A 19523-nucleotide genomic window follows, 5' to 3' on the forward strand; every position below is an offset into this window, starting at 1 on the left:
GCCTGCGCGCCGTCAGGAACGGCCAGCTCGGCGGTGCGCCGCCACGGCAGGCGGCCCGACGCGATGTCGCTCGCGCGGCGCACGGCGGCGGCCACCGGATCGTCGGCCACCTCGTCCAGCAGCCCCTGGGCCAGCGCGGCCGCGGCGTCCACGCCCCGGGCCCGCGTCACCATGTCCAGGGCGGCCTCCAGGCCCACCAGGCGCGGCAGGCGCTGAGTCCCGCCGGCGCCCGGCACCAGGCCCAGGTTCAGCTCGGGCAGCATCAGCAGCGCGTCGTCGGCGCCGACTCGCGCATGGCAGGCCAGCGACAGCAGCGTGCCGCCGCCTATGCACTTGCCGCGCACCGCGGCCACGACGGGCTTGGGGAAAGTCTCGATGCGCCGCGCCAGGTCGGCCATGCGGACCGTGCCGGACGCATCGGGCCGGCCGACCTCGCGCAGGTCGCCGCCGCCCGAGAACATACGGCCCGTGCCGGCCACGACCACGCCGCGCAGGGCCCGGTCATGCTCGATGCCGGCCAGCGCCTCGGCCAGGGCGGCACGCACGTCCGCTCCGATGGCGTTGACCGGAGGATGATCGATCCACAGGATGGCGATGCCGTCCCGCAGCACGGAAGAAACGAAGGAAGAAGACACGGAACCACCCGGGAAATACCAGGCGCCCATTCTCGCGGGCGCTACCGGGGTGGACAATCACCGTGGGCGGAACAATGCGTTGCTGCGCGAGCAACGCAGCCCGGGGGCTAGGACCGCTCGATCTTCTGCACCACCTGGTCCAGGAAGTCACCGTCGGCTTCGTTCGACAGCACCCGCACCGGCAGCCAGTCATGCGCGGGCGACAGCCAGACCTCGATCTTCTGGCCATCGTCGTGGTCGCGCTCGCGCTTCAGGTGCACCGCCTCGATGCTGCCCATGGGCGTGGACAGCTTGTCGCGGCCCACCACCCGGAAGCGCCAGTTGTCCGACTGGCTCGAACCGGCGACGCGAAAGGGCACGACCTTGCCGTCGGCGAAGGCGCCGCTGTCGGCGCGGCCGAGCGAGGCCAGTTGCAGCAGCACCGACATGCGGTCCTGCGTGCCGGGCTTGAGCGGTTCCTCGTTGCCGCTGGGCAGGCGCAGGCGGCCCGCGGCGGCGTCGAACTCGGCCGTCTTGACGCGCTTGTTGCGCGTCTCCTGGTAGCGCACGGGCTGCAGGCCGTCGTCGCCGACCTTGCCGGTGCTTTCCCAGACGAAGCTGAAGAACAGGAAGCTGCCGCGGTTCACCAGCCGGTAGTCGCTGCCGTTGCGCTGCCATTCCAGCGTGCTGTCGACGTTGATCTTGAAGCCCTTGGCGGAGGCGTTCAGCTTGTAGGTCAAGACGGCCGAGGCGGGCGGCGAATAGCGTTCGGCCGCATGCAGCGCGGGCGCGGCGGCGGCCAACGCCAGGGCCGCGCAGGCGCGGGCGAAATGTCGGCGAGAGGGACGAAAGACGAAAGGCATGGCGAGTCCGGGCCGCGTTCGCGCGGCCCTCGATACGGTGATGCCTCTATCGTACTGGACCCGCGCGGCCAGGCTGTTAGCGACTGCTACCGGACTGCCGCGGCCCCTGTCCGCCTCGTGTTACTGTTCGGCATCTTGTCCCCCCATCGCATTCCTTCCAGGCAGCCATGAAACTCGCTTCCTATCGCGACGGCTCGCGCGACGGCCAATTGATCGTCGTTTCCCGCGACCTGCGCACCGCCCATTTCGCCACCGAGATCGCGCCCACGCTGCAACGCGCGCTGGACGACTGGAATTTCATCGCGCCGCAGCTGCAGGACCTGTACGACGCCTTGAACGCCGGACGCGCCGTGCGGCCGTTCGAATTCTCGGCCGAGCAATGCGCGGCCCCCCTGCCACGGGCCTTCCAGTGGGCCGACGGCTCGGCCTACGTCAATCACGTCGAGCTGGTGCGCAAGGCGCGCAACGCCGAGATGCCCGAGACGTTCTGGACGGACCCGCTGATGTACCAGGGCGGCAGCGACGATTTCCTGGGCCCCACCGACGACATCGTCTGCGGCGCGGAAGCCTTCGGCATCGACTTCGAAGGCGAGGTGGCGGTCATCACCGGCGACGTCGCCATGGGCGCCACGCCCGCCGAGGCGGCGGACGCCATCCGGCTCATCATGCTGGCCAACGACGTCTCGCTGCGCAACCTGATTCCCAACGAACTGGCCAAGGGCTTCGGCTTCTTCCAGAGCAAGCCGGCCACCGCCTTCTCGCCCGTGGCCATCACGCCCGACGAGCTGGGCGCCGCCTGGCGCGACGGCATGGTGCACCTGCCGCTCACGGTGACCTGGAACGGCAAGGTCGTCGGCCGGCCGCATGCGGGCACCGACATGGTGTTCAGCTTCCCGCGCCTGATCTCGCACATCTGCAAGACGCGCAACTGCCGCGCGGGCAGCATCGTGGGCTCGGGCACCATTTCGAACAAGGATGCGTCGGTCGGCTACGCCTGCATCGCCGAGAAGCGGTGCCTGGAAGTCATCGCCGACGGTTCGGCCACCACCGAGTTCATGAAATTCGGCGACACTATACGCATCGAGATGTTCGACGAAACGGGCGCCAGCCTGTTCGGCGCCATCGACCAGGTCGTCGCCGCGCCCGAGCAGCAGTAGCGCCTTTCCCAGCGAGGAAACCGACATGGCCTCCCATACCGCCGGTTCCGGCAACCCTTTCGGCATCCCGGGCCTGCAGCTTCCCGGCAGCGACGGCAACATCGCCAACCCGGTGCTGCAAAGCATGGAAATGCTGCGCCAGGTCTGGGGCAGCCTGGGCGCCTTGCCGCAGACGGCGCCGATCTCGCCCGCTATGGGCCTGGACGACCTGGACCGCCGCATCAACGACCTGCGCGCCGTCGAAAACTGGCTGAACCTGAACCTGACCATGCTGCGCGGAACCATACAGGGCCTGGAAGTGCAGCGCGCCACCATCTCCACCCTGCGCTCGTTCGCGCAGACCGCCAGCGAGGCATACGGCGGGGGCGACGCCGACGCGCCGCCTTCGCCGCTGGAAGTCGCGCTGGGACTGCGGCCCGCGCCGGCCAAACCCGCCGCGAAGCCCGCCGGCCAGGACAAGCCCGACGCGGCCCCGAAGGCCGGGGACCAGGCACAGCAGGCCTCGGCCAAGTCCGCCGAGGCGCCCGCCGCGAATCCGTCCGCCGCGAACCCCTGGTGGAACATGCTGCAGGACCAGTTCAATCGCATGGCGACCGCCGCGGCCGCGTCCATGCCTACGCCTCCCGCTGCCGGAACCAAGGCGGACAAGGGACAGGCCGCCGCCGCGGCCAAACCCGCGGCCAAGCGCACCGGCACGGCGTCCCGGGCCCGCAAGCCCAAGGCCCGGCCATGACCGGGACCGCCCGGCCGAACGCGACAGGCACCCGCCCCGCCACGGGCAGGGCGCCGCGCGGCAACCGCGGGGCGGCGCCATGAGTTCGCAGTTCCCCTGGGCCCACGCCACGCACCCCGACTGGCGCATGTCGGCGTCGCTGTGCCTGGCGCAGATCGAACGGGCCAGCCGGGTCGGCGCGGGCGCCGGCGCGACGCTCGGCTTCCTGTACCTGACCGACCACCACGCCGCCGAGGCCGCCGACATCCTGGCCTTCCTGCGCGAACGCACCGGCGTGACGCACTGGATCGGCGCGATAGGGGTGGGCATCGCGGCCGGCACCGCCGAATACATCGACGAACCCGCCATCGCGCTGATGCTGGCGGATTTCGCTCCCGACGACTTCCAGGTCTTCTCGGGCGCCACCCCGCCGCCCGAGCGGCTGGCGCGCACGCCCGACGGCCGCCGCGCCGCCTGGACCGCGCTGGTCCATGCCGACGCCGCCACGCCCGACCTGGCCGACCTGGTCCATGACATGCGCGGCAAGCTGGCCGGGGCGACCGTCTTCGGCGGTGTCTCCAGCAGCCGCCACCCGCAAACCACCATCGCTGACAGCGTGCTGTCCGGCGGCCTGTCGGGCGTGGTGCTGTCCGAGAATGTCGCCGTCGCCAGCCGGGTCAGCCAGAGCTGCCAGCCCATCGGACCGGTCCATCGCGTTACCGAGTCAGCGGGCCGCCGGCTCAACCGCCTGGACGGCGTGCCCGCGCTGGACGTGCTGCTGCGGGACATGGGCGCGCCGGACATGTTGCAGCGGCGCGCCACGCCGGCCGGCGCCCCGACCATGCCGGCGGCGGTGCAGATGCTGCAAGGCACCTTCGTCGGCATGGGCAGCGGCGACGCCTTCATGCACGGCGATTACCAGGTGCGGCCGCTGATCGGCGTCGATCCGCACGAGCGCGCGCTGGCCCTGGGTTCCGACCTGGACGAGGCCGACCATGTCGTGTTCTGCCGCCGGGACCGGGCGGCCGCGCAGGCCGACCTGATCCGGGCATGCACCTCGCTGCGCGAACAGATCGAGTCCGAGCACGGCGGCATGGAGCGCGTGCGCGGCGCGCTGTACATCTCCTGCCTGGGCCGCACCGGCACCCTGTTCGGCGGCCCGTCGGCCGAGATGCAACTGGTCCAGCAGCAACTGGGCGACCTGCCGCTGATCGGCCTGTATGCCAACGGCGAGATCTTCAAAGACCGGCTATATTGGTATGCGGGCGTACTGGCCGTCTTCCTCTGACGGCGCACCCGCCGGGAGCCGCATCATGAAGCCATCCCACCCCCATCACGCGGCCGCCGCGCCGCATCCGCTGCGCCGTGCCGCCATCGTGCTGGCCACCGCGCTGCTGGCGGCAGCGGCCCTGGCCGCCATGCCCCGCGCCGCCCGGGCCGACACCCCTGCCGCAGCCGCCGGCGCCTGCCCCGCCCTGCTGGACGTGACCTTCCCCAGGCTGCAGGACGAATCGCCGCAGAACCTGTGCCAGTACCGCGGCAAGGTGCTCCTGGTGGTCAACACCGCGAGCTATTGCGGCTATACCTACCAGTACGAAGGACTGGAGCGCGTCTACGCCAAGTACCGCGACCGCGGGCTGGTGGTGCTGGCCTTCCCGTCCAACGACTTCGCCCAGGAGACCGGCTCCAAGGAACAGATCGCCGACCTGTGCTTCAACACCTACGGCGTCAAGTTCCCGATCTTCTCGAAGTCGGTGGTATCGGGCAAGGATGCCAACCCGCTGTTCGCCACGCTGGCCAAGGCGACCGGCCAGCAGCCCAAGTGGAACTTCCACAAATACCTCGTGGGCCGCGACGGCAAGCCCGTGGCCGCCTTCCCCAGCGCGGTCGAGCCCACTGACGCGCGCATGACCCGCGAGATCGAGAAACTGCTGGCGGGCTGACCGCGCCAGACCGCTACGACGCCGCGCCCTGCGCGGCCAGCGCCAGGCAATCCTCCGCCAGCCGGCGCAGCCGCTCGCGCGCCTTGTCGCGCTGGGCCGGCGTGGCCATGTTGAAGAGATCGGCCGTCAACTGCGCGCGCGCCCGTTCACCGTCTTCATGGCGTGCCCGCACCGGCGCCGCGGCCGGCGTCTCCAGGTCCGAGAAGAATGCCCGCAGACGCGAGGCCGTCTGCGGCGGCGACTTGCTGCGGACCGCCTCGTCCACGATACCGACGAATATCCGTTGCCGGTCCTGCCGCAGCGACAGGCGCCAGGCCGCGTCCGCGCCGCGCGCGTCCACCCATTGCTCGAGATGGGCGCGCTGTTCGGGGGACAGCCGCCCCAGCCAGAATTGATAGCGGTCCACCATCTGGTCGATGCGGCGCTTGCGCACGGCGTCCGCATCGGCATCCACATAGTCTTCGCGGAACTCGTCGTTGTTCTCGGCCAGCCGCGCCAGCAGGCGGCGGCGCTGCGCGGGACCGAACTGGACCAGTACCTCGGCGAACTCGTCGGCCACCCGGCCGCCCAGCACCTGCAGGCGGCCCGTCACCTGTTGTTGCAAAGCCAGCAGTTCGGACGCGCTGAGCGGCGCCGGGTCTACCAGCCTGCGTTCGGCCGAGCGCAGAATATCGGCGTAGCGCGGCAATTCCTCGCGCCGGTGCCAGGCCAGCACCCGGTGCAGGCGGTCGCGGGCCGGCTGGCGCAGGCCATCCGACAGGTCGAACCAGTCGTCCATGCGCCAGGCCAAAACCTTGTCCGCGCTGTTGTAGCCCAGCTTCACGCCGCTGCAGGCGGCCACCAGGCCCAGGATGACAACGATCAATACACTTCTGATCATATGTTCGTCTCGAAGCTGCCTTAAACTGCCACGCTTTCACCCATCTCCAACCGGAGTAGTGCTGCAAATGCTCAACATCGTGATCCTGGCCGCCGGCATGGGCAAGCGCATGAAGTCCGACCTGCCCAAGGTGCTCCACGGGCTGGCGGGCCGTCCCATGCTGACCCACGTGCTCGGCGCCGCCCGGGCGCTGGACCCCTCCCGCATCGTCCTGGTGGTCGGCCATGGCGCCGACACGGTCAAGCGCCATTACGAGCAGGACACGGACCTCGGATTCGTTTTACAACAACCCCAGCTGGGCACGGGGCACGCCGTGCAACAAGCGGTACCCGAACTGGCCGGCAGCGACGGCCCCGGCGACGTCACCCTGGTCCTGTACGGCGACGTGCCGCTGGTGAACAGCGACACCCTGAAACGGCTGCTGGACGCCCAGGCCTCGAAGCCCGGCGCCGTGGCCGTGCTGACGGTGGAACTGGACGACGCCACCGGCTATGGCCGCATCGTGCGCAACGGCGCCGGCTCCATCGACCGGGTGGTCGAACACAAGGACGCCTCGCCCGAGGAACGCGCCATACGCGAAGTCAACACCGGCATCCTGGCCGCGCCCACCGCCGCGCTCAAGCGCTGGCTGGCCGCGCTCAAGAACGACAACGCCCAGGGCGAATACTACCTGACCGACATCATCGCGATGGCGGTGGCCGACGGCGTGCCCGTGCTGTCCGCCGCCCCCGACCACGACTGGGAAACACTGGGCGTGAACAGCCGCGTGCAGCAGGCCGAGCTGGAACGCATCTACCAGCGCGCCCAGGCCGAGCGCCAGCTGGAAGCAGGCGTCACGCTGGCCGACCCGGCCCGCTTCGACGTGCGCGGCAACCTCCGCTGCGGCCGCGACGTCTTCATCGACGTGGGCTGCGTCTTCGAGGGCAACGTCGAACTGGCCGATGGCGTGTCGGTCGGCCCGAATTGCGTGCTGCGCGACGTGCGCGTCGGCGCGGGCACCCGCGTGGCGGCCTTCAGCCACCTGGACGGCGCCACCGTGGGCGCCGACGCCCGCATCGGCCCCTACGCGCGGCTACGCCCCGGCACACAGCTGGGCGACCAGACGCACGTGGGCAACTTCGTCGAGATCAAGAACAGCAGCTTCGACACCGGTTCCAAGGCCAACCACCTCAGCTACGTCGGCGACGCGACCGTGGGCGCGCGGGTGAACATCGGCGCCGGCACCATCACCTGCAACTACGACGGCGTCAACAAGTCGCGCACCGTGATCGAGGACGACGTCTTCATCGGCTCGGATACCCAACTGGTCGCGCCCGTCACGGTGGGCCGTGGCGCCACGCTGGGCGCCGGCACCACGCTGACCAAGGATGCGCCCGCTGACAGGCTCACGCTCTCGCGGGCGCCGCAGGCGACGGTGGAAGGCTGGAAGCGGCCGGTCAAAAAATAAGCCTCAGATCGCCACCCGCGTATCGAACTTGCTCCGGTGCACCGAAAAAAACGTGCGGACGTTGCGCACATTGCCCTGTGCCGTGAATGCCCGGTGCGCCAGCGCGTGATAGGCGGCCATGTCGGGCACCTGCACCACCAGCACGAAGTCCGGCCCCGTCGAGACCCGGTAGCACTGGGTCACGGCGGCCTCGCGCGCCATGGCGGCCTCGAATTCGGCCAGGCGCTCGGCCGCCTGCACGTCCAGCGTGATCTCGACGATGCCGGTCAGGCCGGCGCCCACCTTCTCGGGCGAGACGATGGCCACCTGTTTCTCGATCACCCCCTGCTCGACCAGGCGCCGGACGCGGCGCAGGCAGGTCGGCGCCGACACGTGCACGCGCGCGGCCAGTTCCTGGTTGGTCAGCGTGGCGTCGTTCTGCAAAACCGACAGAATGCGCCGATCGACGTCGTCGAGGTCCACGGTCAGGGTCATGGGCGGACTGAAGTGAAATTTTCAATAACTATTATGGTATTTTTTTAATAAAAATTCTTCTACCCGTGGCGGAGAAATTTTCACAAAAAAATACCTAAAAATAGTAATTACATTTCTTCCCGAAAAGACCAGAATTGCGCCGAACCCGTTCATCAAGGACACCAGTACCATGTGTGGCATCGTCGGCGCCGTCGCCCAACGCGACATCGTTCCCGTTCTGATCGAAGGCCTGAAGCGCCTGGAGTACCGCGGCTATGATTCCTGCGGCGTGGCGGTCCATCTCGAGGGCGAACTGCGGCGTACCCGCAGCACCTCGCGCGTGGCCGAGCTCGAGTCGCTGATCGCCGGGGAAAAGGTGACCGGCTTCACCGGCATCGCCCACACCCGCTGGGCCACCCATGGCGCCCCCGCCACCAACAACGCGCACCCGCACTTCTCGGCCGACCGCAACGGCCGCAGCCGCGTCGCGCTGGTGCACAACGGCATCATCGAGAACTACGAGGAACTGCGCGCCGAACTGCAAGGCTACGGCTACGAGTTCGAAAGCCAGACCGACACCGAGGTCATCGCCCACCTGCTCAACCACCTGTACGACGGCGACCTGTTCGCCGCCATGCAGCAGACGGTCAAGCGCCTGCAGGGTGCCTACGCCATCGCCGCCTTCTGCCGCGACGAACCGCACCGCGTGGTCGGCGCCCGCCACGGCTCGCCGCTCATCGTCGGCCTGGGCGAAAACGAGAACTTCCTGGCTTCCGACGCCCTGGCCCTGACCGGCACCACCAGCAACATCATCTACCTGGAAGACGGCGACGTCGTCGACCTGCAGCTCGCGCGCGTCTGGATCATCGACGAGAACGGCCAGCCGGTCGAGCGTCCGGCCCGCGCCGTGGTCGCGCACACCGCCGCGGCCGACCTCGGCCCCTACCGGCACTACATGCAGAAGGAAATCTTCGAGCAGCCGCGCGCCATCGGCGATACCCTGCAGGACATCGAGACCGTCACGCCCGAGCTGTTCGGCGATACCGCCGCCAGCGTCTTCGACCAGATCGACTCGGTGCTGATCCTGGCTTGCGGCACCAGCTACTACGCCGGCCTGACCGCCAAGTACTGGATCGAAGCCATCGCGCAGGTGCCCGTCGCCGTCGAGATCGCCAGCGAGTACCGCTACCGCACCAGCGTGCCCAATCCGCGCAGCCTGGTCGTCACCATCTCGCAATCGGGCGAGACCGCCGACACCCTGGCCGCGCTCAAGCATGCGCAGCAGCAGGGCATGAAGCACACCCTGACCATCTGCAACGTGGCCACCAGCGCCATGGTGCGCGAATGCACGCTGAACTTCCTGACCCGCGCGGGCGTGGAGATCGGCGTCGCGTCCACCAAGGCCTTCACCACCCAGCTCGTCGGGCTGTTCCTGCTGACGCTGGCGCTGGCCAAGAACAAGGGCCGCCTGTCCGAGGAACAGGAAGCGGACCACATCCGCTCGCTGCGCCACCTGCCGGTCGCCATCCAGGCCGTGCTGGCCCTGGAGCCGCAGATCATCTCGTGGGCCGAGGAGTTCGTGCGCAAGGAAAACGCGCTGTTCCTGGGCCGCGGCATGCACTATCCGATCGCGCTCGAAGGCGCGCTCAAGCTCAAGGAAATCAGCTACATCCACGCCGAGGCCTATCCCGCCGGCGAGCTCAAGCACGGCCCGCTGGCCCTGGTCACCGACCAGATGCCCGTGATCACCGTGGCGCCGCAGGACGCCCTGCTCAAGAAGCTGCAATCGAACATGCAGGAAGTGCGCGCGCGCGGCGGCCACCTGTACGTGTTCGCCGACGCGGGCAGCAACATCCGCTCGGAAACCGGCGTGCACGTGATCCGCATGCCCGAGCACTACGGCTGGCTCTCGCCCATCCTGCACGTGGTGCCGATGCAATTGCTGGCCTATCACACGGCCTGCGCGCGCGGCACCGACGTGGACAAGCCGCGCAACCTGGCCAAGAGCGTGACGGTGGAGTGATGCCAGTCGGCTCTGGGCGTTGCCGTCAGCGCGGCGCCCAGCACTCCAGCCGTCTCAGTACCTCCCCCTTCGGCAGCCGTTTGCGCGGGTGGTTCCAGATGCGCGAGAGTCCTTCATGGAGCATCGAGGAGTCAACGTTCCCCGACGCCTCCATCTGATCCAGCATCCACAGCAATCCATAGACGATGCAATGGCGTGCTTGGGCCTCTGTCCGTAAGAGTTTATCGCCAGAAACAAGGGCATGGCCCTGGCGTCGCGCACAACTCAGCGCGAAACAGTCCGGCAGGGACAAGCCCGGACGTTGCTTTCGGATCTGCTGCGCGAACTCGACCTCATCCGGACTCAAGGCCACGACCCCCAAGCCCAGCCTGCGCAGCAAGGGGCCATTTTCGGGCTCCAGCTCGCGAACGTAAAGCAGGTCTGGCACCACCATCGTCAAGCCACATGAAAACGCTTGCTCAAGTAGCCCACCCCTCTCCAAGTCGACCAAGACGGATGTGTCAGAAACCAGGATGATCATGGTGGGTCAGGCAGGCTGCCCCATCAATCTACGATCCAACTCACGAACGCTGATGCACAGCAACTCGGCCGCCCGAGCTTCCGATATGGCGCCTTCGGCGACAGCTCGCAAGCATAGGCGCTCCATCCGCTGCGGCACTTCCGCCTTCAGCGCGCCTGGCTCACTGGAAGCTTGGCTATTCCAGCCCAGGTCTTTGATCTGAGCCCACAAGCGCCCATAGACCGCCTTGGTGACGATTTCCAATTGCGCGCATCGCACAACCAGTGATGCGATGCTAACCTTGAACAGCTTCTTTAATTCAACCAGTTCGCCGATGGAAATGGACGTTCGATGCGATCCCAACAGCCGAAGCACCATGTCCTTGGCCATCAGGAAGGCGCCGGCGAACCGATCCGCGGCCTTTTCCTGTTCCGCATCGCTGAGCCCGCTAAAGCGCAACACCAAGTGAGCGAGCTCATGAGCGAGCGTGAATCGCTGCCGCTCCCCATTGTGCCGCTGGTTCACCACGATCACCGGCACATCCTGACTGTCGGGGCGTCGCACGAATGCCTTGGAGCCGGACACGTTCTCCGGCAATTCCAAAGCGATCACTTTGATGCCCTTGTCCTCGAGCAACTCCGACATGAACGGGATGGGGTCAATGCCAAGCTTCCAGAGCCGGCGCAATACCTCGGCCGCCCGCTCGGCGTCCTCGATGCGGCCAATTTGAAATGCTTGATCGTCGGGAGCATCCCAGGGTTGCTCCACACCGGGTAGCAACTCTTCCAGCTCCAGGTACCGCTCGACCTGATCCAACACAGTAGCTTCCACGGCACGCTCCTCCTTGGCGCCTGCATGGGGCGCTTTCCGGAAGTCCACGCCCGTCAGTTCGATTTCGCGCTCGCTCAGCAGGTACTCGGGCGAGACCTGCAGGGCTTTGGCCATCGCCAGCAAGATCGTTGAACTCGGCATCATCTCATCGCGTTCGTACTTGCCGATGGCCTGAGCCGAGACCTGCCGTTGAATAGCGGCTTCCAGTTCGCGCAGCGACAACCCGAGGGCCTCGCGCGCCCTCTTGAGTCGGTTTCCGATCATGATTTCTCCGCGCCATTGTTTACAACTTGACTATTAATATTGTCGTTTGTAAACTCATCTAAGTCAACTTCTCCGAAACGGAGGTTCGTGATGGCCAACCGGAAAACGTTCATGTCGTCCAGCGCGATAATGGCTGGGGCGCGCTACGCGAAGGCGGGCAACGCGCAACCCAGGTGTTCGACACACAGGCCCAAGCGATCGAAACCGGTCGACAAATGGCGCGCCAAGGCCAGGGCGAACTGCTGATCCACGGCCAGAACGGGCGCATCCGTGCTCGCGACTCTTACGGCAACGACCCCTGCCCGCCGAAGGACAACAAATGATCAAGTTCGATATCAAGATGCCGAGCACGGATGACCTCATGCGAGCGGCAATGGCGGAGATTGAGAAAAACATTACCCAAAGGGCACGGCGAGCGGCGGCGCCCCATGGCGGCGTGACAGTGAAGTTCGAGCGTACGCCAAACGGAACCATTAAGGCCGTTAACTTCCAGGGCTCCGAAGCCGCCATCAAGGCGGCCCAGGCCACCTTCAAGGACTAAAGGAATAGACCCTGCGCTCATTCCTCAATCGAGCTGCAGTTTCGCCCTGGCCGCTATCGCGCCCCATTTGCGGTGGTCCTCGACGCCACGCCGCTCGGCCTCCTGAAAGGGCCGTTGGTGCGGGGTTAAGCCTGGCGGCCGGTTACTCGCGCAAGCACGGCGCGCGCTTCGCCGGCGTTTGCGCCCCGCCAGGCGACGATCTGGTCGGGCCGGATGAGGGCCAGCGGCGCTTCGTACAACGCGCGCAGCGCCGGCGACGCCAAGCGGAGGGGCTTCAGGTCGATGGCCAGCTCCCGCGCGGCGATCTCGAAACCCGTGTGCGGCGCCTCGTCCTCGCCCAGCACCAGCAGCGTCCATTCGCGGTGGAACAGGTCGAACAGCGAACGGCCGTCCTCCAGCCACATGTGCGGTGGCCGGCCGCCGGGACTGGCGGTGGGGACGTACTGGTTGGGTTCGTCCGGCGGCGGCGGCACGCCGTCGCCCACGATGATGGGCGAGCCGTCGTAGCGCCCCCCGAACGTGACGCCGGGAATGTTGAACTCCAGCCGCGCATGCTCGTCCAGGTGGCGCGCGGCCGCCATGCGTTCGGCCTCGCCCTGCGGCGTATCCGCTTCCAGCACGGCCCTGGCCTGGAACAGCCCCACCGAATCGGCGAAGCGCCTGGCAAAGCCGGTATTCCGCTCGGCCAGCGGCCTGCGCTCGGCCTCGTAGCTGTCCAGCAGCGCCGGCGGCGCCTGTCCCTTCAGCACGCTGGCGAGCTTCCACGCCAGGTTCACGGCATCCTCGACCGCCGTGTTGTAGCCCAGGCCGCCGGTGGGCGTAAACAGATGTGCCGCGTCGCCGGCGATGAACGCACGGCCGCGGCGAAAGCGCCGGGCGACCAGCGCGTGCCCGGCCAGCCAGGTGCCCATGGACAGGATCTCCATCGGCACGTCCGCTCCCACGGCTTCGGCGAAGATGCGGCGGGCATCGGCCTCGGTCCAGCTTTCCGGGGTCTCTCCGGGGTGGACCGCGGCATGGAAGGCGAATTCGGCCACGCCGTCCACCGACGCCATGAAGGCGCGCCGCTGGTGGTTGACCGCGACGTACATCCAGGCCTTGGCATGGGGCAGCCTGGACAGGAGTTCGGGCGAGCGCAGGTAGATGGCGAACATCTTGCCGCCCATGAACTCGCGCTGGATGCCCGTCACGCCGCCCCACTCAATGCCCAGTTGTCCCCTGACGAAACTGCGCGCGCCGTCGGCGCCCACCAGGAACCTCGCCTTCACCTCCACGGGGTCGCCGCCCTTCACGGGCTGCACTCGCGCGACGATGCCATCGTCCTCCTCGCGGAATTCCTTCAAGGCCCACCCGTAGCGCAGGTCGATCGACGGCCAGGCCTGGGCATGCCGCCGCAGCGCCGCCTCGACGAATTTCTGCGACACGCGGTGCGGCAGTTCGGCGGCGCTCCAGGAACCCGTCATGGTCTTGATCCGTACTGCGGCCTGGGCGGCCGTGGGCAGCTTGATGCGCGCGAGCTCGTGGCCCGCGTAGCGCGTGAAGTACGCGATGTCCGTGGGATGGTCGGCAGGCAAGCCCAGCGCCCGGATCTCGTGCGCGAAGCCCAGCCGGCGGAAGTGCTCCATGGTTCGCGCCTGGGTGGCGTTGGCCTGCGGATTGAAGGCGGTGCCCGGCTTGGCGTCCACGACCAGGCAGCGCACGCCGCGCGGCCCGAGCTCGTTCGCCAGCATCAGCCCGCACGGCCCGCCCCCGGCGACCAGCACGTCGACGTCGAGCCGGTCCAGGCCCCCGACAGTAGACTGTGCGTCGTCAAGCATCGTATGTTTCCTTTTCCGGGCGGCCCGGTTCGATATTTATTTAGGTTACCAAAGCAAATGGCCCCGCACAATCCGATTCGATCCCGTGAAAACCCTTGATAGCAACGCCTACCACTGGCGTACCCACAATCCCGGCCGCGTGCTCAACAGCGCCTTGCGCCGCTTCGAGCAGCGCGTCATGGACCTGATGACCGAGGCGGGACACGCCGAGACTCGCCGCTGGCACGTGAACCTGACCCGCCACCTGGACCTGGACGGCACGCGCATCACCGACCTGGCCCGGCGCTCGGCCATGACCAACGCGGCAATGAACGAATTGATAGGACAGTGCGAGGAACTGGGCCTGGTGGAACGCGTGGCCGATCCGGCGGACAAGCGGGCCCGCATCGTGCGCTTCACACCCACGGGACTGGCGTGGCTGGATGATTTCGGGCGGGCCGTGGCGGTGGCCCAGGAAGAGATGGTCAGGGAAGTCGGCAGCCGCAACCTGTCGGTCCTGTTGAAGGACCTGGCCGCCTACGCCGGGTCGGTCGACTAGCAGGAAGCCGGCCTGCCCGGTCGGCCCTCCTCCTACTTCAAGTCCTCCTCCAGCCCCAGCAGCTTGAGCGCGTTCAGCAGGTAGATCTTCTTCTTGTCGTCTTCGGCAAGATCCAGCGACTCGATCGAGCGTATGCCCTCGCGGATGAACATCGGCCCTTCCTCGGGATCGAACGGGCAGTCGCTGGCGAACACCACCTTGTCGCTGCCGAAGAAGTCCAGCCCGCAACGCAGGGCCGAGGCCGAGCCGCCCAGCACGGTGTCGGCGTAGAACATCTTGAAGTAGTCGATGGGCTTCTTCGCCATGCGCTCGAGCAGGCCGTTGTAGTCGTCCTCGATGCTGCGGCTTCCCAGCTGGGCCCATAGTGTCTCGGCGCGACCGCCGAAATAGGGAATCATCGCGCCGCAGTGGTGCGTGATGATGCGCAGCTCCGGCAGGCGGTCGAACATCTGCGAGAACACCATGCGCGCCATGGCCACGCTGGTGGCGTAGGGCCAACCCAGCACCTGCCAGATCTCGAACCGGGACTTGTCCTCGACGGGATAGTCCGCTTGCGACGCCGGGCGAAACGGATGCATCCAGATCGGAATGCCGTGGACCCTGGTGGCCCGTTCGAACACGGGGAAGAACTCGGGATCGTCCAGCGGCCGCCCGTTGACGCTGGTCGTGACCTGGATACCGCGCGCGCCCAGCTTCGTCACGGCCCGATCCATTTCCTCGAGCGCGGCGGGCACGTTGTTCATGGGCAGGGCCGCCACGAACGCGGGAAATACCTGGGGCGAACGCGCCACGATCGCCGCCATGTCATCGTTGGCCACGCGGGCGAAGCCGGGCGATTGGTCGGCATTGCCCAGGGCCTCGGGCGGCGGCAGCGCCAGGGTCAGCACCTGCTGCACCTGCGGCCACTGCGACAGCATCTCCATCCGGGCATCCATGTCCCATAGCATGCGCAGATTGCTCATGCGCTTGACGAGGCCGGCGTCCTTGGCATGCTCCTTCATCAGCTCCAGGTAGCGCCGCGGCATGATGTGGCTGTAGATGTCGATCTTTCTCATGGTCTTCGTCTCCCCGGCGGCTACGCGATGCGCGCCGCCATTTCTTCTACCCGCATCACGTCGCCGAAGTTCTCGATGAATCCCGACAACGCGGCCACGTGCGCGGACGCCAGCTTGCCGGCCAGTGCATCGGCCAGCATGATGGTCTTGAAGTTCAGCATCATGGCGTCGCGTCCCGTGGATTCGCAGCAGACATTCGTGACCGTGCCGGCGATCAGCACCGTGTCGATGCCGCGTCCGCGCAGTTCGGACTCCAGCGGCGACGAGCCGTGGACCAGGGCGCTGAAGGTGCGCTTGGTGACCTGCAAGTCCTGCGGCTCCACCTCCAGGCCGCTCCACAGCGCGAAGCCGTCGCTGCCCGGCTTGAGGCCGGCCCTGCGGCTACGTTCCTGCTGCGGCGTCAGCAGGTGCTCGTGCATGACCGACCAGAATTTTTCCGCCCCGTCGGAGGACGTCGAGATCCAGACCACCATGCCGCCCCGGCTTCGCACCACGCGCGCGGCCTCGTTGACCTTGGGCACGATCTCGCGGGCGGCGGGCACGGAGCTGGGATACTCCGGCTTCATGAAGTAGTTCTGCAGATCGATGACCACCAGCGCAGTGCTGGCCGCGGCGATGGTCTCGTAGGCATGCAGGCGGCCGCGGCGGGCCACCACTCGATCGATGATTTCCTGGCTGATGCCGTACATGCGGTGCTCCTCCGTCAGATGATCGTTCTCAGTCCAAGCTGATGCGGGCCGCTTTCACCACCGCACGCCAGCGCGCCAGTTCCGCGCGCAGATGCTCGGCCAGCCGCTCCGGCGAGCCCCCCGCGGGATCGATGCCCTGCTGCCGCAGCGTGGCCGCGACCTCGGGGCGGGCAAGCGCCTCGTTCACCTCGCGGTTGAGCCGATCCACGGTGGCGCGGGGCGTGCCGGCGGGTGCCAGCAGCCCGTACCAGACGCCTACCTCCACCTTGGGCAGGCCCTGCTCGCGCAGGGTGGGCACGTCGGGCAGCCCGGGGAAACGCTCGGCGCTCATCACGCCCAGCACCTTGACCTTGCCGCCTGTGGCCAGCGGCAGCACGGTGTCGATCGGCACGACCATGGCCGAGATGTGGCCCCCGGCCAGGTCGGTCACCGCACCCCCGGTGCTCTTGTACGGCACGTGAAACAGGTCGACGCCCGCTTCCAGCTTGAACAGCTCCATGGCCAGGTGCTGCGGGGTGCCGTTGCCGGGAGAGGCGTAGTTGACGGCGCCGGGCGTCGCCTTGGCAAGCTGGACCAGGTCCGGCACCGACCCGGCCTTGAGCGTCGGCGCCACCGCCAGGGTCATGGCGCCGGTACTGAGCAGGCCGATGGGCGCGAAGCTCTTGACCGGGTCGTAGGGCAGCGTGCGATTGACGGCCGCATTGGTGGCGAAGGTGGTGGCGGCCAGGAGTAGTGTGCGGCCGTCGGGCGCGGCGCGCGCGACGTGGTCGGCGCCTATGTTGCCGCTGGCGCCCGGCCGGTTCTCGACGATGACCGGCGATCCCATCTGCGCCGCCAGCTGCCGCCCCAGCACGCGAGCGATCACGTCCACGCCCGTTCCCGCCGACGTGGCGACGACGATGGTGGTCGGCGGACCGGATTGCGCCTGCACGGGCAGGCTGGCCGCGCAGCAGGCGGCGGCAAGCGTCAGGTACGGATATCGCATGTCAGCTCCTTAGTCTCCCGCCAGCGGCGCCGTCAGCGGATCATAGGAATACAGCCATTGCGCGCGACTCTTGTTCATGTCCTTGCGCTGGAAGGCCTGCCGCATCTCGTTCTCGTCCTCGATGCGGTAGAGGTCGCGGTTCTCGGCCGACTCGCGCACCACGGTCGCGGTGCGGTCCATGCGGCTGTTCTGATAGCTGCGCAGCGCGCCGGCGATGCTGGCATGCTCGTCCAGGCAGCGCGCCAGCACCGCGCCGTCCTCGATGGCCATGGCCGCGCCCGAGGCCAGGTAGGGCAAGGTGGGATGCGCGGCGTCGCCCAGCAGGGTGGCCCGGTCGGTGCTCCAGTTGTCCACCGGCGTGCGGTCGTTCAGGGCATAGCGATAGCAGCCGTCGCGGTCGATGGCGTCGATGACGGTCTGTATGGTGGGATGCCAGCCCGCGAAGTCCGCCTTGAGGTCGGTCCAGGGCCGCCGCTGCGTCCACGATTCGTTCTCGGGCTGCGCATGTTCCACCAGCCCCACGAAGTTCATCAGCTTGCCGGCCCGCAGGTAATACATCACGGCGTGCTTCTTTGGTCCGCACCAGACCGTGGACACGATATCCATGATGCCTGCGGGCAGGCGATCCGTCGGGATCACGGCGCGCCAGGCGATGTCGCCGGTGTAGCTGACCGGGGTAGCCCCCAGGATCTGCGCGCGTATGGCCGACTTGATGCCGTCCGCGCCCACCAGGACCTCGCCCGTGGCGCGCGTGCCGTCGGCCAGCCGCAGCGTGACGCCGTCGGCGGTTTCGTCGAAGCCTTCCGCCCGCGCGTCCAACGCGATGCAGTCTGGGTCCAGCGCCAGCACCGCCTTGGCCAGCAACTCGTGCAGGTCGGCGCGGTGGATGTGGAAATACGGCGCGCCGTTCGCCTGTTCGTGCTGTGCGCCGAGGGGAATGCGGTGCATGATTTCGGCCGTGTCGAAGCGCCGGAACTCGAACGCCAGCGGTCGCACCACGGTCTTCTCAAGCTCCTCGCGCAACCCGAGGTCGTACAGTACCTTGACCGCGTTGGCGCTGGACTGGATGCCGGCGCCGATCTCGCCCAGAGCGGGCGCCTGTTCGTACACCCGCACGGGAAAACCGCGCTTGAGCAGGCTGGCGGCGGCGGTCAGGCCGCCGATGCCGGCGCCGACGATGATGACTCGGGGTTTATGGTCTTTCTTCATATCGTTCAATCCGCACTGATGCGGGCCTTCCTGATCACATCCGCCCAACGGGCGTGTTCGGTGGAAACCAACTGGCCGAAGGCCTCCGGCGTGCCCGAAGCAACGGTCAGCCCCTGCTTGTCCAGGCTTTGCTGGACCTCCGGCATGGCCAGCACCTGGTTGATCTCGCGATTCAGGGCCGCCACGACGGCCTGGGGCGTCCTGGCGGGAGCGAGCATGCCGAACCACAGGTCCACGTCCGCGCCGCGCACGCCCTGCTCGGCCAGCGTGGGCACCTCGGACATGACATCGATGCGGCGCGGCTGCGTGGCGGCCAGCACGCGCAGCTTGCCGGACTGCTTGAGCCCCAGGGCGGTATTGGCCGGCAGGATCATGGCCTGCACCTGTCCGCCCAACAGGTCCGTGACGGCACCGGCCGATCCGCTGTAAGGCACGTGCATGACGTCCACGCCGGCGTGCAGCTTGAACAGTTCCATGGCCAGGTGCTGTGGCGTGCCCTTGCCCGGCGAGGCATAGGCGTACTGGCCCGGCCTGGCCCTGAAGGCCTTGATCGCCTCGTCCAGCGTGCCGGCCTGGAAGGCGGGATTCACCGCGAACACCAGCGCGCCGACCGCCACCTGCCCGACCGGCACGAAGCTGGTCAGCGGGTCGTAGGGCACGGTTTTGAACAGCCCGGGGTTCATCACGAAGGTGCTGACGGTCATCAGCAGCGTGTGCCCGTCGGGGGCGGCATTGGCGACGTATCCCGTGCCGATGTTGCCGCTCGCGCCGGGGCGGTTCTCGACAATGACGGGCTGGCCCAGCCGCTGCGAGAGTTTGGGGCCGAGCGTGCGCGCCAGGGTATCCATGCTGGTGCCCGGCGTGTAGGGCACCACGATGGTAATCGGCCGCTCGGGCCACGCGGCCTGCGCCGCACCCGTCCAGGGCAGCGCCGCAACGGCCAGCGATGCCACCATCAACGCGCGGCGCGGCGGCGACATATGACTGATCATGTCCCGTCTCC

General features: G+C 67.8%; 20 protein-coding genes and 1 pseudogene. 9 read left to right on the top strand and 12 right to left on the bottom strand.

Features of this window, described 5'->3' with window-relative positions; genetic code table 11:
* Both CDO46_RS07865 and CDO46_RS07870 read right to left on the bottom strand, forming a co-directional pair.
* Window positions 1-635 (bottom strand): enoyl-CoA hydratase-related protein (locus CDO46_RS07865; RefSeq protein ID WP_176400681.1); only part of this gene is annotated, 635 nt, incomplete at its 3' end.
* A gap of 107 nt (window positions 636-742) precedes the next feature.
* Window positions 743-1477: a DUF3108 domain-containing protein gene (locus CDO46_RS07870; protein WP_087837993.1), complete on the bottom strand. Its 735-nt coding sequence runs from the start codon at window positions 1475-1477 to the stop codon at window positions 743-745.
* 167 nt (window positions 1478-1644) lie between these two features.
* Between CDO46_RS07870 and CDO46_RS07875 the strand changes: the two genes are divergently transcribed.
* The 4 genes from CDO46_RS07875 to CDO46_RS07890 all read left to right on the top strand — a co-directional run bounded on the left by CDO46_RS07875 (window position 1645) and on the right by CDO46_RS07890 (window position 5289).
* Window positions 1645-2634 (top strand): fumarylacetoacetate hydrolase family protein, encoded by a 990-nt coding sequence (locus tag CDO46_RS07875; protein WP_087837994.1) that lies wholly within the window; start codon window positions 1645-1647, stop codon window positions 2632-2634.
* A gap of 25 nt (window positions 2635-2659) precedes the next feature.
* Window positions 2660-3367, top strand: coding sequence for a PhaM family polyhydroxyalkanoate granule multifunctional regulatory protein (locus CDO46_RS07880; protein ID WP_087837995.1), 708 nt, complete (start codon window positions 2660-2662; stop codon window positions 3365-3367).
* Between the two features lie 79 nt (window positions 3368-3446).
* Window positions 3447-4634 carry an FIST N-terminal domain-containing protein gene (locus CDO46_RS07885; protein ID WP_087837996.1) on the top strand — a complete coding sequence of 396 codons (1188 nt, stop codon included), beginning with the start codon at window positions 3447-3449 and terminating at the stop codon, window positions 4632-4634.
* A 25-nt stretch (window positions 4635-4659) separates the two neighbouring features.
* Entirely contained in the window at window positions 4660-5289 is a 630-nt protein-coding gene (locus tag CDO46_RS07890) for a glutathione peroxidase (protein WP_087837997.1), read from the top strand.
* A gap of 13 nt (window positions 5290-5302) precedes the next feature.
* Here the strand turns inward: CDO46_RS07890 and CDO46_RS07895 are convergent, their stop codons facing one another.
* On the bottom strand, window positions 5303-6169 hold the full coding sequence (locus CDO46_RS07895; protein WP_132979544.1) for a DUF6279 family lipoprotein: 867 nt from the start codon (window positions 6167-6169) through the stop codon (window positions 5303-5305).
* 67 nt (window positions 6170-6236) lie between these two features.
* On the opposite strand from CDO46_RS07895, the gene glmU reads away from it, so the two are divergent.
* Window positions 6237-7616, top strand: a complete 1380-nt coding sequence (glmU, locus tag CDO46_RS07900) for a bifunctional UDP-N-acetylglucosamine diphosphorylase/glucosamine-1-phosphate N-acetyltransferase GlmU (RefSeq protein ID WP_087837999.1) — start codon at window positions 6237-6239, stop codon at window positions 7614-7616.
* 3 nt (window positions 7617-7619) lie between these two features.
* Here glmU and CDO46_RS07905 read toward each other — a convergent pair whose 3' ends face one another.
* Complete coding sequence (locus CDO46_RS07905; protein WP_087838000.1) at window positions 7620-8090, bottom strand: Lrp/AsnC family transcriptional regulator; 471 nt, start codon at window positions 8088-8090, stop codon at window positions 7620-7622.
* Between the two features lie 169 nt (window positions 8091-8259).
* Between CDO46_RS07905 and glmS the strand changes: the two genes are divergently transcribed.
* Window positions 8260-10092 (top strand): glutamine--fructose-6-phosphate transaminase (isomerizing), encoded by a 1833-nt coding sequence (glmS, locus tag CDO46_RS07910; protein WP_087838001.1) that lies wholly within the window; start codon window positions 8260-8262, stop codon window positions 10090-10092.
* A 25-nt stretch (window positions 10093-10117) separates the two neighbouring features.
* Here glmS and CDO46_RS07915 read toward each other — a convergent pair whose 3' ends face one another.
* Together CDO46_RS07915 and CDO46_RS07920 are read right to left on the bottom strand one after the other, a co-directional pair.
* A complete protein-coding gene (locus CDO46_RS07915; protein ID WP_087838002.1) occupies window positions 10118-10612 on the bottom strand; it encodes a hypothetical protein in 495 nt (164 codons plus the stop codon).
* Between the two features lie 6 nt (window positions 10613-10618).
* Window positions 10619-11686 carry an ImmA/IrrE family metallo-endopeptidase gene (locus CDO46_RS07920; RefSeq protein WP_087838003.1) on the bottom strand — a complete coding sequence of 356 codons (1068 nt, stop codon included), beginning with the start codon at window positions 11684-11686 and terminating at the stop codon, window positions 10619-10621.
* Window positions 11687-11805: 119 nt separating this feature from the next.
* Here CDO46_RS07920 and CDO46_RS07925 point away from each other — a divergent pair.
* Window positions 11806-12009: pseudogene (locus tag CDO46_RS07925) on the top strand (DUF2188 domain-containing protein); the annotation flags it as partial.
* Complete coding sequence (locus CDO46_RS07930) at window positions 12006-12227, top strand: hypothetical protein (RefSeq protein WP_087838004.1); 222 nt, start codon at window positions 12006-12008, stop codon at window positions 12225-12227. The pseudogene CDO46_RS07925 and the gene CDO46_RS07930, both read left to right, overlap by 4 nt.
* Window positions 12228-12352: 125 nt before the next feature.
* Here CDO46_RS07930 and CDO46_RS07935 read toward each other — a convergent pair whose 3' ends face one another.
* Window positions 12353-14044: an FAD-dependent oxidoreductase gene (locus CDO46_RS07935; protein WP_087838005.1), complete on the bottom strand. Its 1692-nt coding sequence runs from the start codon at window positions 14042-14044 to the stop codon at window positions 12353-12355.
* Between the two features lie 85 nt (window positions 14045-14129).
* Between CDO46_RS07935 and CDO46_RS07940 the strand changes: the two genes are divergently transcribed.
* The gene (locus CDO46_RS07940; RefSeq protein WP_243724481.1) at window positions 14130-14582 is read left to right on the top strand and encodes a MarR family winged helix-turn-helix transcriptional regulator; all 453 of its coding nucleotides are present in this window, start codon (window positions 14130-14132) and stop codon (window positions 14580-14582) included.
* 32 nt (window positions 14583-14614) lie between these two features.
* On the opposite strand, the gene CDO46_RS07945 is transcribed toward CDO46_RS07940, so the two are convergent.
* The 5 genes from CDO46_RS07945 to CDO46_RS07965 are packed head-to-tail and all read right to left on the bottom strand — an operon-like array spanning window position 14615 to window position 19512.
* Window positions 14615-15637, bottom strand: a complete 1023-nt coding sequence (locus CDO46_RS07945; RefSeq protein ID WP_087838006.1) for an amidohydrolase family protein — start codon at window positions 15635-15637, stop codon at window positions 14615-14617.
* 20 nt (window positions 15638-15657) lie between these two features.
* On the bottom strand, window positions 15658-16326 hold the full coding sequence (locus CDO46_RS07950) for an isochorismatase family cysteine hydrolase (RefSeq protein WP_087838007.1): 669 nt from the start codon (window positions 16324-16326) through the stop codon (window positions 15658-15660).
* A gap of 28 nt (window positions 16327-16354) precedes the next feature.
* The gene (locus CDO46_RS07955; RefSeq protein WP_087838008.1) at window positions 16355-17311 is read right to left on the bottom strand and encodes a tripartite tricarboxylate transporter substrate binding protein; all 957 of its coding nucleotides are present in this window, start codon (window positions 17309-17311) and stop codon (window positions 16355-16357) included.
* 9 nt (window positions 17312-17320) lie between these two features.
* Window positions 17321-18520, bottom strand: a complete 1200-nt coding sequence (locus tag CDO46_RS07960; RefSeq protein WP_087838009.1) for an FAD-dependent monooxygenase — start codon at window positions 18518-18520, stop codon at window positions 17321-17323.
* 5 nt (window positions 18521-18525) lie between these two features.
* The gene (locus CDO46_RS07965) at window positions 18526-19512 is read right to left on the bottom strand and encodes a tripartite tricarboxylate transporter substrate binding protein (RefSeq protein WP_254914570.1); all 987 of its coding nucleotides are present in this window, start codon (window positions 19510-19512) and stop codon (window positions 18526-18528) included.
* Window positions 19513-19523: the final 11 nt, after the last annotated feature.

Source organism: Pigmentiphaga sp. NML030171 (genome assembly GCF_002188635.1).
GTDB classification, from domain to species: domain Bacteria; phylum Pseudomonadota; class Gammaproteobacteria; order Burkholderiales; family Burkholderiaceae_B; genus Pigmentiphaga; species Pigmentiphaga daeguensis.